The 14,842-nt window shown below is 26.7% G+C and carries 13 protein-coding genes; 12 read left to right on the top strand and 1 reads right to left on the bottom strand.

Annotated elements, in window-relative coordinates:
- The first annotated feature begins 142 nt into the window (after window positions 1–142).
- The 6 genes from BMW96_RS08980 (at window position 143) to BMW96_RS08955 (ending at window position 5,826) form a co-directional block, all read left to right on the top strand.
- A complete protein-coding gene (locus BMW96_RS08980) occupies window positions 143–508 on the top strand; it encodes a GntR family transcriptional regulator (protein WP_092354643.1) in 366 nt (121 codons plus the stop codon).
- On the top strand, window positions 508–1,410 hold the full coding sequence (locus BMW96_RS08975; protein ID WP_092354640.1) for an ABC transporter ATP-binding protein: 903 nt from the start codon (window positions 508–510) through the stop codon (window positions 1,408–1,410). Before BMW96_RS08980 ends, BMW96_RS08975 begins: the two co-directional genes overlap by 1 nt.
- Window positions 1,382–3,256: an ABC-2 transporter permease gene (locus tag BMW96_RS08970; RefSeq protein ID WP_092354637.1), complete on the top strand. Its 1,875-nt coding sequence runs from the start codon at window positions 1,382–1,384 to the stop codon at window positions 3,254–3,256. Before BMW96_RS08975 ends, BMW96_RS08970 begins: the two co-directional genes overlap by 29 nt.
- Window positions 3,257–3,258: 2 nt before the next feature.
- On the top strand, window positions 3,259–4,779 hold the full coding sequence (locus BMW96_RS08965) for an ABC-2 transporter permease (RefSeq protein ID WP_092354634.1): 1,521 nt from the start codon (window positions 3,259–3,261) through the stop codon (window positions 4,777–4,779).
- 47 nt (window positions 4,780–4,826) lie between these two features.
- Complete coding sequence (gene trxA, locus BMW96_RS08960) at window positions 4,827–5,132, top strand: thioredoxin (RefSeq protein ID WP_092354631.1); 306 nt, start codon at window positions 4,827–4,829, stop codon at window positions 5,130–5,132.
- Window positions 5,133–5,211: 79 nt separating this feature from the next.
- Window positions 5,212–5,826: a hypothetical protein gene (locus tag BMW96_RS08955; protein WP_092354628.1), complete on the top strand. Its 615-nt coding sequence runs from the start codon at window positions 5,212–5,214 to the stop codon at window positions 5,824–5,826.
- A gap of 33 nt (window positions 5,827–5,859) precedes the next feature.
- On the opposite strand, the gene BMW96_RS08950 is transcribed toward BMW96_RS08955, so the two are convergent.
- Entirely contained in the window at window positions 5,860–6,192 is a 333-nt protein-coding gene (locus BMW96_RS08950; protein WP_092354625.1) for a P-II family nitrogen regulator, read from the bottom strand.
- Between the two features lie 97 nt (window positions 6,193–6,289).
- Between BMW96_RS08950 and BMW96_RS08945 the strand changes: the two genes are divergently transcribed.
- From BMW96_RS08945 to BMW96_RS08920, 6 genes are all read left to right on the top strand, one after another.
- On the top strand, window positions 6,290–7,471 hold the full coding sequence (locus BMW96_RS08945) for an aminotransferase-like domain-containing protein (protein ID WP_092354622.1): 1,182 nt from the start codon (window positions 6,290–6,292) through the stop codon (window positions 7,469–7,471).
- Window positions 7,464–8,063: an HAD family hydrolase gene (locus tag BMW96_RS08940; protein WP_244881296.1), complete on the top strand. Its 600-nt coding sequence runs from the start codon at window positions 7,464–7,466 to the stop codon at window positions 8,061–8,063. Before BMW96_RS08945 ends, BMW96_RS08940 begins: the two co-directional genes overlap by 8 nt.
- 135 nt (window positions 8,064–8,198) lie before the next feature.
- Complete coding sequence (locus BMW96_RS08935) at window positions 8,199–9,674, top strand: L,D-transpeptidase family protein (RefSeq protein ID WP_092354619.1); 1,476 nt, start codon at window positions 8,199–8,201, stop codon at window positions 9,672–9,674.
- A gap of 218 nt (window positions 9,675–9,892) precedes the next feature.
- Window positions 9,893–10,543 carry a bactofilin family protein gene (locus tag BMW96_RS08930; RefSeq protein WP_157796099.1) on the top strand — a complete coding sequence of 217 codons (651 nt, stop codon included), beginning with the start codon at window positions 9,893–9,895 and terminating at the stop codon, window positions 10,541–10,543.
- Between the two features lie 252 nt (window positions 10,544–10,795).
- Window positions 10,796–12,580, top strand: coding sequence for a MutS family DNA mismatch repair protein (locus tag BMW96_RS08925; RefSeq protein WP_180320347.1), 1,785 nt, complete (start codon window positions 10,796–10,798; stop codon window positions 12,578–12,580).
- A gap of 537 nt (window positions 12,581–13,117) precedes the next feature.
- On the top strand, window positions 13,118–14,578 hold the full coding sequence (locus BMW96_RS08920; protein WP_092354610.1) for a DUF1846 domain-containing protein: 1,461 nt from the start codon (window positions 13,118–13,120) through the stop codon (window positions 14,576–14,578).
- Window positions 14,579–14,842: the final 264 nt, after the last annotated feature.

The raw sequence follows: 14,842 nt of genomic DNA, 5'->3' as shown, positions 1-14,842 counted from the left end.
AAAAATTGCAAACTATTTAAGTATTATTAGTGAAATATTTACATATACATATAATCAAACAATCAACTGTGTTATATCTTGTAATACAGTTTAGTATTTGGTATACTACTAAGTGTAGAGATGATTTTAGAAAGGAGACAGTATGAAAATAGATATTAACAATTCCACACCAATTTATGAGCAAATTTATAAACAGCTATTGGAATATATAACTACAGGATTAATGCAGGCTAATGATAAATTACCTTCAGTTAGGGAATTATCTTCATCAATTCATATTAATCCTAATACTGTAGTAAAAGCTTATCGGCTTTTAGAAGAACAAGGTTTTATATATTCTTTACCAGGGAAAGGAAGTTTTGTTAGTTCAAAACAAAATGTTCAAACAAAATTATTTCTGCAGCAAATTAATGAACTGAGTTTGGAAATAGTAAATAAAAGTAAATATATTGGTATGAATTTTGAGGAATTATGCCAGTTATTAAAGCAAACATGGGAGGATAAATAATGTTAAAAGTAAAAGAACTTTCAAAAAAAATTGATAACAATCAAATTTTAGACAACATTAATTTAAATATACCTAAAGGATCAATTTATGGAATAATTGGTGAAAATGGAGCAGGTAAAACGACTTTGATTCGTCATTTAGTAGGAGCATATCAGGGAGATCAGGGATTTGTAGAATTAGAAGGTATGAGAGTTTATGAAAATCCTGAAGCTAAAGCAAAATTAGTTTATATTCCTGATGAATTTTTTGATACATTTGGTCAAAATATTAAAGATATTAAAGAGTTATATCAAGGTATTTATCCAACTTTTGATGAAGAACGGTATATAAAGTTAATGAAATTATTTAATTATAATAGTATAGAAAAGTTTAATAAATTTTCTAAGGGAATGAAAAAACAAGTAATGTTTATTTTGGCACTTTCAATTATGCCTGAGTATCTAATAATGGATGAACCTTTTGATGGTTTAGATCCACATATTCGAAAAATTATTTGGGATATTTTAATTCAGGATGTAAGTGAACGTCAGATGACAATTTTTATTTCAAGTCATCATTTAAACGAGTTAGATAGTATGTGTGATCATATTGCATTAATTAATAATGGGAAAATTGTTTTTGAAGAGTCATTAGATCATTTAAAAGAGGGATATCATAAATTACAGATTGTTTTAGAATCAGGTGATGAAATGTATGCATTGGAAAAAGAATTAAATGTTTTAGCTCATCAAATGATGGGGCGAGTTCATACTTTAGTTGTTAAAGGAAATATTGAAGAAATAGATGCTACAGTGTTAAAATACAGCCCAATTATTAATGAGACATTGTCATTATCATTAGAAGAAATATTCTTATTTACATTGGGGGGAAAGTATGATGAACTCAAGGAAGTCATGGGTTAATAAACCGTTATTAAGAAATGTTATTAAGAATAATCTTTTTCCAGCTAAAATTTCTTTAATTGTTTTTTTTGGTTTCGTCGCTTTAGCTTTAATATCGGCTGATGGAACAGGAATAGGACAGTTATGTATTGGACTTTTTGGTATTAGTGCTGTAGTTTTAACAACTGTTTATCCATGTCTTATTCAAAGTTATTTAATTAATAAAACTAAATCATCAATGATGAAAACAATTCCTTTACAAAGCAGATGTGTTTGGTTTACGAATTATCTAGCTGGTTATTTAATTGTTTTAATAACTTTGTTGATTGAAGGGATTGGGATTATTTTTATTGATATTGCAAGATCGTATAACCTAGTATTTTCTGGGAATATATTATTTCGTTTTATTTTAATGATATTTATGTTGTTATTTATTTACTATACAATTACTTTTTTAGTTTCAAGTATGGCAGGAAATCGTTTAGGACAAATTGTTTTTAGTATTGTAGTTTATACTTTACCAGTTGTTTTATTAGGGAGTCTTTTCATATTTAGTAATTATTTAGTACCAGGAACAATTAATCAATTTGAAACTTATTATATATATGTAGTATTTCCACTTGCAGCAGGATTAGAATTTATTAGTACAGGTAATCTGGTAGTTATAATTCATTGTTTTATTGCTTTAGTATTATTGGAATTAAGTTATTATGTATATAAAAATCGTGATGATGAGCATATAGATGAACCACTTGTATTTAATAAAATTGGAATTGTATTAAAATCAGGAATAGTATTGATTGTAACGATTACAATATTTTATTTGGTTTTATTGTTTAGTTATATTGATATTACATTTGGTATAAAGGGAATGTTAATATTGTTAATGGTATATTTGATAATTGGTATTATTATTGCAATTTTTGTTGAAATGATTTTTAAGAGTCAATATATATATCGAAAGCTTTTAATATATATACCAATATTATTAATATTCTTTGGAATTAACTATTTTATTGCGAATAGTCAATATTATAAAACATTAGATGAGGTTATTAGAAAGCCAAGTGTTGCTGGTGAACTTAATATTTCTAATTTTGAAAACGATGGTTCATTATCAATAAATATTGAACATGATCAATTGTTAAATTTGATTGAATATTTAAATAAAAATCGTGATAAAATTCACTATCAACAAATTATGAATAATAACGCTAATGTATATTTTAATTTATATAATATAGATAATCGTGGTAATTATAATGATACACTTTTACAGTATCGGTTTGATAAACAGCTTTTTATTGATTATTTTAAAAATCAGGAAAAATCTTATTTAAATAGTGATAATTTTGAAAATGAAAGTTATTTAACGGGTTATTATGATGGAATTGAAATTTGTTTGAATTCAAATGAAACTAAACAGCTTTATCAAATGAGTAAGGATCAAAATATTGTTGCTGAAGACTTTTTTAATGGGGATATGTTGGAGTTATCTGGAAGTAGTGGTAAAAAATATAATTTAAAGGGAAATGAGAGAATTTATGAATTTTTAAAGGATGAAAAGATAATTGGACATACTAAGTTTCTTGAACAGTGTAAAAAATTTATTTATGATGATACATTATTAACTGATGAAAATAGTAAAATATTTGAATTTATAAAAGAACAATTAAATATTGAAACATTTACTTTATATAACAATGAAATTGAATTAATTGAATTTGATGATATTTATGCTACTTTTTCAATGAATATAACAGCAGTAGGTGAAATTCAAAATTATGATATAAGTTTGATGATTAAACTAGAAAATGAAAATGAAAAAATTATAATTAGTTCAATTAATCGAAAGGCAGGTGAATAACAATGTTAAGTTTATTTAAAAATGATTTGAAACAATTAAAGAATTATGTTGTTATTTACACAGGCTGTTTAATTTTAAATTTTATTATTAATGTTTTATCTTATAGTGATGAATTGCCAATACTTACATTTTATTTTATTGCATTTATATTTAGTTTGATATTACCACTTATTAATTTAAAATATTTATTTAATGCTACTAGACAGACCCATTTTAACTCTTTGCCATTTTCGCATATTCAAAGTTTTATAGTTCATTATCTAAGCGGGATAATTTGTCTAATTATACCAGCACTATTATATTGTCTTTTAAGTCAAGGAATAGTCTTAAAAAATAGTTATGCTCTTATTTTAATGATATTTATGTATTATACACTAGCAAATCTGACTGCTTATTTAACAACTTCATTTTTTATGAATATTGTTTTACAAATTGTTATTATCTTAGCTCCATTAATGCTTTATTATAGCTTATTTGCAGTATATTCAACATTTATTAAAGGGATTATTTCTAATGGACTTTCTTTAGAAATAGTTAGTTATTTGGTACCGGTAATAAGATTGATGATTGCTAGTAATGTTGGTTTAGAGTGGAATTTTTGTTTGATTTATATAGGTTATATAATTGTAAGTTTGGTTTTAAGTTTATATGTATGTAAAACTCGTAACTGCAGTAATAATTATCATGGTTTTACTAATAAAAGCATGTCGCAGATTATTAGTATTATCATTATTATTAGTGGTTCATGGATGCTTACATCTGTTTTAGGGGTGACAACAGAATTAATTAGAACATTTATCATTATAAATATTATTGCAACTGTTATTGTAACTTTTATCATACAATTTATTCAGTATAAAAGAATTAGATATTTATTATGTCTTGTTCAGTCAACATTAATTATTATTGGGACAGTAGTTATATTTATCTTTTCCAAAGGTTATTTAGAAAATTACATTCCTAGTCAAATAGCTTATGCATCAATTGAAAATTGGATTAATGATGTTGAATCAAATATAAAGATTAATGATGGTGATGCTATTGATAAAATAGTTTCTATCCATAAACAATTAATCAATTCAAACCAGTCAGGGAGTGCTAAAAGAATTGATATTACTTATTATCGTACTAATGGAAGTAAGGTAAAGCGAGGATATTATGTTAATGATGATGAATTCAGAAAAGTAGTTGAAAAAATTGATAGTAATTTGGTTAAAAGCTGGCATGGTGAATATTATGAGTTGTTGAAACAACTTGATAAAGCTGAAAATGTTGAATTTTTGTTTGATGAAGGAAATTATATTGAATTAGAAGGAAAAGAAGATGTACAGTTTTTTAAGGATGTTTTACAACGTAAATTAAAAGATTTTGAAAATAATCCTAGTTTACTCCAAAATATTGATTATCAAGATAGTTGGAGTTGCAATATTCATTATAAACATTTTAGTAACCAGTTTAATTGTAATTTAAATGACCCTTTAGCCCTTGCAATAGAAGATTTTTATAAAATAAATGCAAATTAGTTGTAATTATTTTAATATCAGGCATAATGTTAGATGAGGTGAGAATAATGAAAATATTAAATAGTAATGAATTTGATGATGTTATTGCAAATGGAATCGTATTAGTTGATTTTTATGCGGATTGGTGTGGGCCATGTAAAATGTTGGCTCCAGTTTTAGAGGGAATATCTGAAAAAATGACACAGGTAGAATTTTATAAAATAAATGTTGATACTTCATCAGATATTGCCAGTCGTTATGGAGTGCAGGCAATTCCTAATTTAATTATTTTTAAAGATGGAAAAGCGGTTGATCAAATTACAGGTTTTGTACCAGAAAATGAAATTGTAAATAGATTAGAAAGCTTACTTTAAACCATGGATTTTCCATGGTTTTATTTAATTGTTTATATGTCGATTTATATGATATAATGGAGTTAAAAGGAGGTGTCATATGATTAAAAAACCCCTTAAATTAACTAAGAATGCATTAATGCTTATTGGTGTGATCATCTTAATTTTAATAGTTTTTATTGTTTTGAAATTTGGAACAGGAGATATTAAAAAAGAACCTGAAGATGTAAATAAAGAAACTTTAAGTTCATTAGTTCTTGAAAATCAGGTTTTAAAGGTTGAATTATTAGATTTTATTTCATCAAAAAACTATGACGAAAAATATCAGGAAGTTTCAATGTATATTAAAGAAAAAGAGGAAATACGAGGGTATAAGATTGCTGGTGATCAGGAATTTAATAAAGTGATGCAGTTATTACCTCCTGGTAAACAATCACCATTATTAAATAATAGTAGTGAAATGCCAACGCATGAAGCATATATATTAGTTTTAATTGGTGATATAGCACAATACAAGAACTCTCAAGGAGAAGATGTTTATCGAATTATTAATGCTCGACTAAATTATTATAAACAGTCATTATTATTAGAAAATGATTATGATAGTGTTTATATCGCTTCGATTGATGGTAAAAAAGAAAAAATGGTTAAAATAGAAGAATATAAACAAGTGTTATCTAATCCAGATGAATATATGTTAATGTTACAGTGGTAGTACAAGACCCTAGCAAATGCTAGGGTCTATTCATTATATTTTTAAACCATCAACAAAGGCTAGATCAATACCGAATAAAATTCCAGTATTAGGATTATTAATACCCCCTAATGTTTCATCAATAATTTTTCTAGCATTTAATACATCATCTTTTTTTAGAATAAAAAATAGTGTTTTACTTGCTTCACGAGGGTCTTCTAGAAAGATTCGTAAAGATTCAATAATAAAGTTATCGTTATTTCTCAAAGTATTGATCATTCCCTTACTATCAATAATTGTTCCTCCAGTAATACCATTATTTTGCAAAGCTATTAATAAATCATCTAGTTTTTCAATCTTGTGTAAAACTAAAAATAGTGCCTGCATAAAATTCCTCCTTTTATTTATTATAAACTAAATTATAATTCTTTGCATTAGGAAAGGTTTGGTTTATAATAAACCTATAATTAAAGGGGGTAAGAGAATGAACTTTAAATTTTCAAAACGAATCAGTGGTGTTAAAGCATCTGCAATTAGAGAGATTTTAAAAATGATGAATGATCCAGAAATTATTAGCTTTGGTGGGGGAAATCCAGCTAGTGAGACATTTCCAATAACAAAATTAAAAGAGATCAGTGATGATATTTTTAATAATCAAGCTAATACAATTTTAGAATATGGCATTACTGAAGGCGATATTGATTTAAAAAAGGCGGCACTTAAATTTTTATCACGCCATGAAACTGTTTTAAAAGATTATGATGAAGTGATGGTAACTTCTGGTTCCCAACAAATCATGGATTTTATGAGTAAATGTTTATGTGATGAAGGGGATATTGTAATATGTGAAAATCCAAGTTTTTTAGGAGCTTTAAATGCTTTTAAAAGTAATGGAGCTAAACTGGTTGGAATTGATATGGAGGATGATGGGATTAATTTAGTCAAACTTGAAGAGGCTTTGCAGATGCCCCAGAAACCTAAATTTATTTATCTAATTCCTAATTTTCAAAATCCTACAGGAATTACTACATCTTTGAAAAAGCGTCAAGCAATTTATGCTTTAGCAAAAAAATATCAAGTAATGATTCTTGAAGATAATCCTTATGGTGATTTAAGATTTAGAAATGATCCAATTCCTTCAATTAAATCATTAGATGATGAAGGGTTAGTAGTATATGCTGCTAGTTTATCTAAAATTATTGCACCAGGTATGAGGGTGGCAATTATGATTGGACATCGTGATTTATTAGCTAAATGTACTGTTGCTAAACAAACGAATGATGTTCATACTAATGCTTGGGCTCAAAGGGTTATGGCACGTTTTTTAAATGAGGTTGATATGGATGAGCATTTAAATAAATTACAAGCAGTATATAGTAGAAAATGTAATTTGATGTTAAAAGAAATGGATAGACATTTTAGTAAAGATTGTAAGTGGACTATTCCTGATGGAGGGATGTTTATTTGGGTAACTTTACCTGAAAGACTTAATATGCCAAGTTTTGTTAAAAAGGCAATTGAACATAAGGTTGCAGTTGTACCAGGAAATGCTTTTTATGATGATGATAATAAACATTGTCAATCATTTAGAATGAATTTTTCTATGCCATCTGATGAACAAATTATTAAAGGTGTAGCTATTTTAGGGGCGTTGATTAATGATTAAAAATATTGTTTTTGATATGGGGAATGTAATTTTAAGGTGGGATCCTGAATATATTGCTAGCAGGTTGAGTAATAATTTGGATGAACAGAAAATAATTATTAAAGAACTTTTTAATAGTGAACAATGGCAGATGTTAGACCAGGGAACAATAAGTCTTGATGAAGCTTTACAGCAAATATATTTAATAACAGATGGACAATATCATGATTTGTTGAAATATTCATTATATCATTGGTATGATTATTTAGAAGTATTTGATGATATGGTTCCTTTGGTTAAAGAATTAAAGCAACAAGGTTATAAGATATATTTATTATCAAATTGTGGGTTACAAATCAAAGATTATTTTCATAAAGTAACAGCTTTTAAATATTTTGATGATTTTTATGTTTCTGCATACAATCATTTATTAAAACCAGATTTACAGATTTATAAACATTTTCTAACAAAATTTAATTTAAAGGCAAAAGAGTGTATCTTTATTGATGATATTTTAGTTAATGTAGAAGGTGCTAATAAGGTTGGGATGAAAGGATATTTATATGATGGAGATATTAATCATTTAAAATCTTTTCTTAAAAAAAGTTTATAATGATAAATTATTAATAATTCTTAAAAATACTGTACTTATAGTTGTTTAGGTTGACAATTAAAGGTAAAATGCTAGAATGCATATTGTAAGTAATTATGGAGAATTGGGAAAAATTAAAAAAGATAAGAGGGAATTATGGACAATATGAGTAATGGAGAGGCAGTGCTGGACTGTGATAAAAACAAAAAATTAAAGAAAAAGCGAAAAATTCGTAAAGAGTTTATTATTATTATCGTCTTACTAATTGGAATTGTTGCGATATATTTGGTAGGCAGCTTTTATTTTAATAAAAAATTTTTAAATAGTACTTATATTAATGATGTAAATGTAGGTGGTTTGACTTTAAATGAGGCAAATGAAATGCTTTCTAAAACAGTTGATGATCATATGTTAGAATTAAAGTTTAATGATGGAACATCAGAATTTGTATCAGGTAAAGATCTAGGTATTAAATATAATACAGATAATGATATTGCTCAGGTTTTAAAAAAACAAAATTCTTTTGCCTGGATACAAGCATTTTTTATCAAAAATGATAATACAATTAATAACTTAGCATTACTTGATGAAACAACTTTAAAAAATAAAGTATTATCATTAAATCATCTTCAAGAAGAAGTTCAAATACCTCCAGAAGATGCTAAAGTAGAATACATTAATAATGAATTTATTATTCAAAATGAAGTTGCAGGTTCAACTATAGATCAAGATAAGATGCTAGAGGCGATTAAATTAGCTTTTAGTGAGGGGAAAACAAGTGTTGATTTACAAGCTCAGAAATGTTATTTAGAGCCATCTTTGAAAGCTAATGATACTAAAGTTCAACAATTATACGAAGCAGCTAAACAGTATGCTTCTGCTGTTATAACATATAAAACAAAATCAGGGGATGTAATTTTGGATGGAAATACGTTATTAAGCTGGCTTTCTGTTGATGAAAGTGGTAAATATTATCGTGATGATGATGTTTTCAAAGAAAAAGCTACAGAATTTGTTAGTTCATTGGCTAAAAAGATAAACAGTATAGGTGGAACAAGAACTTTTGTTGGAGCTAATAATCGAACTATTACTGTAAGCGGTGGTAATTATGGTATACGTTTACAAAATTCAAAAGAAGTAAATGGTTTATTAGAAGATATATATGCAAATAAAGTAGGTGTACGAACACCTGTAACTACAGGAAAAGAAGCTTCTACTGATAATGGTGGACTTGGTAATACATTTGTTGAAGTTGATTTAAAAGGTCAGCATATGTGGTATCATAAAGATGGTCAAATTGTTTTAGAATCTGATTTTGTTTCTGGGACATATAATGATCCTGAAAGAAGAACTCCAGCTGGAGCTTATTATCTTTATAATAAAGAGCGTAATCGTGTTTTAAGGGGAACAAAATTACCAGATGGTACCTGGCCTTATGAAACACCTGTATCATATTGGTTACCTTTTAATAAAGGAATTGGATTACATGATTCATCTTCTTGGCGTAGTAAGTGGGGAGGAACGATTTATATGAATAATGGTTCTCATGGATGTATTAATCTACCTACTAATATCGCGGCTCAATTATATAATAATATTGAAATTAATTGTCCAGTAGTTTGTTATTATTAATTTTATATGAATGTAATGTCCTATTTTCGATTATAATAAAATATTTTTGTCAATCTTTTAGTGAATAGTCGGGAATTGTATGGTATAATTATAAAGTGACATTGACATTGTTATGGTATTTTGTTAGTATTTGCGTGTATTGTTGGATGTCTGTTTTTGTGGATTATTGTATAACTAATTGTGCTGTAAATAAGTTGATTATGGAGGAGGATTGTGTGATGAATAAAAAGAGAAATATAATGGATATAATCAATAAAACAATCTTTGTAGAAGAAGAGGTCGAAGAAGAAGTAGTTGAAAAAAAGGATAAAAAATCACCTGAAAAGAAAACCGAACAAAAAAAAGTTGAGTCAAGACCTGAAAAAGTAGTAGAAAATAAAAACTATAAAGCTCCAAAAGTGGAACCTGTTTATTCTAAACCTCAAAAGGTAGAACCTGAATATGCTGCTTCAGTTATTTCTTATGGAACAAAAATTACTGGTGATATTGTTTGTAAGGCTGATTTACAAGTTGAAGGTATAATTGAAGGTAATATTAATTGTGATAAGGCTGTAACTATTAAAGGTAAAGTTAAGGGAAATATTAAAGCTGATGCATTAACTACAATTGATGCTACAATAGTTGGAAATGTAAATTGTAATGGAATTGTTAATATTTTAGGTAAAACAAATTTACAAGGTGATGTTAATAGTAGTGATGTAGTTTTAGAGGGTGAAATTAAAGGTAATATTATTGCTGAAAATAGAGTATCGTTAAAAGGAACATCTATTTTAGATGGAAATACAACTTCTGCTAAAATCATGGTTGAAGAAGGTTCAACAATTATTGGTAGTATTCAAACTGTTTCAAATAAAAAGCCTAAAAACTAAGCATAGCTTAGTTTTTTGTTATAATTTATTGTGTAATGATTTTAGCTTAAATATAGAAATTGGATTAAAAAATAGTTTTACTGTAAAAGGTAAAGGTGAAGATAAAATTATTAGATATTATAATTTGCTAATTTGTAAATAAATTATATATATTTGGAAGATACTTCTTTGTTTCATAAAACATTACCAAAATAAATTTAGGTTTGTTGAATTTGTTATAAGAGCATAATTATAATTTTTAAAGGAGAGAGTATGAATCGTAATGATTATTTATTGTTTCAAAATAAAATATTAAAAGAGATTAAGGAATTAGAGAGTAGATCATTAAAAATATCAATTTTTAGATTTATTGCTGGAATTTTGATATTAATATTTTTATTGAGTGGTTATTTTTTGAAATTAGAATATTTATATATTTTTATGATTATAACAATAATGGCTTTTATTTTATTAGTTTTTAAGCATATAAAGATAAGTGATAATCTTACTTATTTAAAAGCAAAATTAATAGTAATTGAAAATTATTTGGCTCGTTTTGATAATAAATGGAAAGAATTTGAAGAAACTGGACTTGATTATATTGATCAAATAACAGGAGTAATGAAGGATCTTGATATAGTTGGTAATAATTCATTATTTCAATATTTAAATACAGCTATTACTTTAAGAGGAAAGAAAAGATTATTAACTAAGCTAACAAGAAGTGAATTTGATCAGAATTTACTTATTCAAGAGCAGGAAGCAATAAAAGAATTAGGTGATAAAGATAATTTTGTTATTGATATTGAAACATATGGGAAAATGTTAATAAAACCAAAAATGATTGAGAAGGTCATTGAGGAATTTATTATTAATATAAGTTCTAAACAAAAATGGAAAAGATGGAGAATGGTTAGATATATTATTCCTTTTTTAACTATTATAGCTCTAATAATGTTTTTGTTTGATTATGTATTTAAATTAGCTGTAATTCTTCTTCCAGTATTAGTATTTGGACAATGGATTGTCGCAGTTATAAATTTAAGTAAGAATAGTGATTTGTTTAAACAAATTGCTCAATTATCGAAATGTTTAACGAGTTACCAAAATATTTGTGAATTAATAGAAAAAACAACTTTTACATCAACACATATGAATAATCTAAAAAGTAGCTTATCTGAATCTAGTCGGGCTTTTAGTGAATTGAAAGCAATTAGTTCTTCTGTTAAACAGCGTAATAATTTATTAGCGGCATTGTTATTAAATGGGATTTTGTTGTGGGATATCAATTGCCGTGAACGTTTTGATATATGGATTGATAAATATGGAAAGAAAATGAATAGCTGGTTAGATAGTATTGCTGAATTGGAAAGTCTGATCAGTTTACAAGTACTAATACAAACTAAATCTTCTATAACATTTGCTACATATACAAATGATTTATGTTTAGAATTTAGTCAGGCGTATCATCCTTTAATTAATGATAAACAAGTTGTTTCTAACTCATTTGCAATGGATAAGCAGGTTTGTGTTATTACTGGATCAAATATGTCAGGAAAAACAACTTTTTTAAGAACAATTGGTATAAATTTAGTTTTAGCTTATGCAGGTGGTCCTGTTTTGGCTAATTCATTTAAATGTTCACTAATGAAAATATATACTTCAATGCGTTTGGAGGATGATATTAGTGGGATATCTACATTTTATGCTGAGTTATTAAGAATAAAAGAAATTGTTGAAGCAAACCATCGAGGTGAAAGAATGATTGCGTTAATAGATGAAATTTTTAAGGGAACTAACTCTAAGGATCGTATCTATGGGGCTACTGAAACTGTTAAGCAATTAGCAACACCTAATATTTTCACTTTTATTACAACTCATGATTTTGAGTTATGTGAATTAGAACATCAAGTACCATGTACAAATTATCATTTTAGTGAATATTATGAAAATAATAAAATTAAATTTGATTATTTAATTAAGCAAGGTCGTTGTAAAACAACTAATGCAAAATATTTATTAAAAATGGTAGGAATAGTAAAGGACTATAATGACTAACAATATTTTAACTATTGAAAGGGCATTAGCCCTTTTTGTGTTGATAACATTATTTTTTGGTTTCACATTGTTTTTCCATGATTCTGATTATCCTTTGTTTGTTAAAACAATTATATTATTATTCTACAATTTTTAATATGTTAAAAGAGTTTATTGATAGTATTACTAGTGTTTTAACTTGTACAAGCAAATTTGTTTTTATTTAATATTATTTTACATTTTGTTGGGGATTTTTAAAGATGATCTTTATTTTGTAATTATACTTCTATAAATATTATTATAGAAAAATTTTTTGAAAAAAGATGATTAAATAAGTTGTAATTTGTTTAATGTATATTTATAATGAAATCATTTATTAGTTATTGTTTTTGTATAATAATTTTTTATTTTTACGTAAAATTTAATGCAAAGTCGTGCAATAATAGTATAAATAAAGTAGAATACAAAAGATAAAAGTAGTATTTTTTATAGATTTTAAGAAAGGAGAAGTATGAGCTTGTATCTTTTTAAATATGAGTTTATTCATACAAAGTTGAAATGAAAATTGGATTTGATAATGATAAATATTTAACAATGCAATCTACCCATATTAAAGAACGAATTGCCCAGTTTGGTGACAAATTATATCTAGAATTTGGAGGAAAATTATTTGATGATTATCATGCTTCAAGAGTTTTACCAGGTTTTGCACCAGATAGTAAATTGCAAATGTTATTGCAGCTAAAGGATCAGGCAGAAGTTGTAATTGCTATTTCAGCAAGTGATATTGAACGTAATAAGGTTCGTGGTGATTTAGGAATTACTTATGATAATGATGTTTTACGTTTAATTGAGATATATCGTAGTAAAGGCTTATATGTTGGAAGTGTAGTTATTACTCAATATGATGGTCAAAAAGCAGCCGATATTTTTAAAAGTCGTTTGGAAAAACGAAATATTAATGTTTATTTACATTATTTGATAGATGGTTATCCAACTAATACCAAAAAGATAATTAGTGCTGAAGGATTTGGAAAAAATGATTATATTGAAACAACAAAACCATTAGTTGTTGTAACAGCTCCTGGACCTGGGAGTGGTAAAATGGCAACATGTCTTTCACAATTATATCATGAACATATTAGAGGGGTAAAAGCAGGATATGCTAAATTTGAAACTTTTCCTATTTGGAGTATTCCTTTAAATCATCCTGTTAATTTAGCGTATGAAGCTGCTACAGCGGATTTGAATGATGTTAATATGATCGATCCATTTCATTTAGAAAGCTATAATAAGGTTACTGTAAATTATAATCGAGATATTGAAATTTTTCCTGTTTTAAAAAATATGTTTGAGGAAATTTATGGTACCAGCCCATATAATTCACCAACAGATATGGGGGTAAATATGGCAGGTTTTTGTATCAGTGATGATGAAGTATGTAAAGAGGCAAGTTGTCAGGAAATTATTCGTCGCTACTATCATACTAGAAATCGTTATGTTAAAGAACAATGTTCTTTAGATGAATTTAATAAGCAGGAACTGGTTATGAATCAAGCTAAAGTTGTAGCCGAAGATCGTAAATGTGTTGCTGCTGCAAATAAAAAGGCATTAGAGGCAAAATGTTATGCTGGAGCTATTGAATTGGATGATGGAACGATTATTACAGGTAAAACTTCAGATTTTATGGGATCATGCTCAGCACTTGTAATTAACGCAATTAAATATTTAGCTAATATTCCAAATGATGTTCATTTAATTTCTCCAAGTGCTTTTGGTCCTATTCAGAATTTGAAAACTGAGTATCTTGGTAGTATAAATCCTCGTTTACATAGTGATGAAATTTTAATTGCTTTATCTTTAAGTGCTGTCAATAATGAGAGTGCTAAACTAGCATTACGACAATTACCAAAACTAAAAGGGACTCAAGCTCATGTTACTTCTTCAATTGGTCCAATGGATGCAAAAGTTTTTAGTAACTTAGGGATTCAAGTAACATACGACGCTAAAAAAATTTAATAATTAAAAGGGGCTGTAACGACTAAGTAATTTTTATTAATTATTTAGAGCGTTCAGCTCTTTTTCTTTTGTTAATCCCTTTCATATAAAAAAATCCATAAGTGTTGTTTCATTGTGAATAACTTTTATGGATTTTTGACGCACTTAAAAAGAACCTGCTCTTTTTCAAAAAAATTGGCTCTTTAATTTAATACTGACAATAACTTTTCTGCCTTTTTCCTGTTTTCTATTTTCCTGCGGTGATATTTCCTGATATTTTGTCCT

This window comes from Thomasclavelia cocleata (genome assembly GCF_900102365.1).
Lineage (GTDB): Bacteria > Bacillota_I > Bacilli_A > Erysipelotrichales > Coprobacillaceae > Thomasclavelia > Thomasclavelia cocleata.
This window is presented reverse-complemented; position numbering and strand designations above follow the sequence as displayed.

What these genes read in the sequence shown, in the direction of transcription:
- BMW96_RS08980 (WP_092354643.1), top strand. Translation starts at nt 143, where the DNA reads ATGAAAATAGATATTAACAATTCCACACCAATTTATGAGCAAATTTAT.
- BMW96_RS08975 (WP_092354640.1), top strand. Translation starts at nt 508, where the DNA reads ATGTTAAAAGTAAAAGAACTTTCAAAAAAAATTGATAACAATCAAATT.
- BMW96_RS08970 (WP_092354637.1), top strand. Translation starts at nt 1,382, where the DNA reads ATGATGAACTCAAGGAAGTCATGGGTTAATAAACCGTTATTAAGAAAT.
- BMW96_RS08965 (WP_092354634.1), top strand. Translation starts at nt 3,259, where the DNA reads ATGTTAAGTTTATTTAAAAATGATTTGAAACAATTAAAGAATTATGTT.
- trxA (WP_092354631.1), top strand. Translation starts at nt 4,827, where the DNA reads ATGAAAATATTAAATAGTAATGAATTTGATGATGTTATTGCAAATGGA.
- BMW96_RS08955 (WP_092354628.1), top strand. Translation starts at nt 5,212, where the DNA reads ATGATTAAAAAACCCCTTAAATTAACTAAGAATGCATTAATGCTTATT.
- BMW96_RS08950 (WP_092354625.1), bottom strand. Translation starts at nt 6,192, where the DNA reads ATGCAGGCACTATTTTTAGTTTTACACAAGATTGAAAAACTAGATGAT.
- BMW96_RS08945 (WP_092354622.1), top strand. Translation starts at nt 6,290, where the DNA reads ATGAACTTTAAATTTTCAAAACGAATCAGTGGTGTTAAAGCATCTGCA.
- BMW96_RS08940 (WP_244881296.1), top strand. Translation starts at nt 7,464, where the DNA reads ATGATTAAAAATATTGTTTTTGATATGGGGAATGTAATTTTAAGGTGG.
- BMW96_RS08935 (WP_092354619.1), top strand. Translation starts at nt 8,199, where the DNA reads ATGGACAATATGAGTAATGGAGAGGCAGTGCTGGACTGTGATAAAAAC.
- BMW96_RS08930 (WP_157796099.1), top strand. Translation starts at nt 9,893, where the DNA reads ATGAATAAAAAGAGAAATATAATGGATATAATCAATAAAACAATCTTT.
- BMW96_RS08925 (WP_180320347.1), top strand. Translation starts at nt 10,796, where the DNA reads ATGAATCGTAATGATTATTTATTGTTTCAAAATAAAATATTAAAAGAG.
- BMW96_RS08920 (WP_092354610.1), top strand. Translation starts at nt 13,118, where the DNA reads ATGAAAATTGGATTTGATAATGATAAATATTTAACAATGCAATCTACC.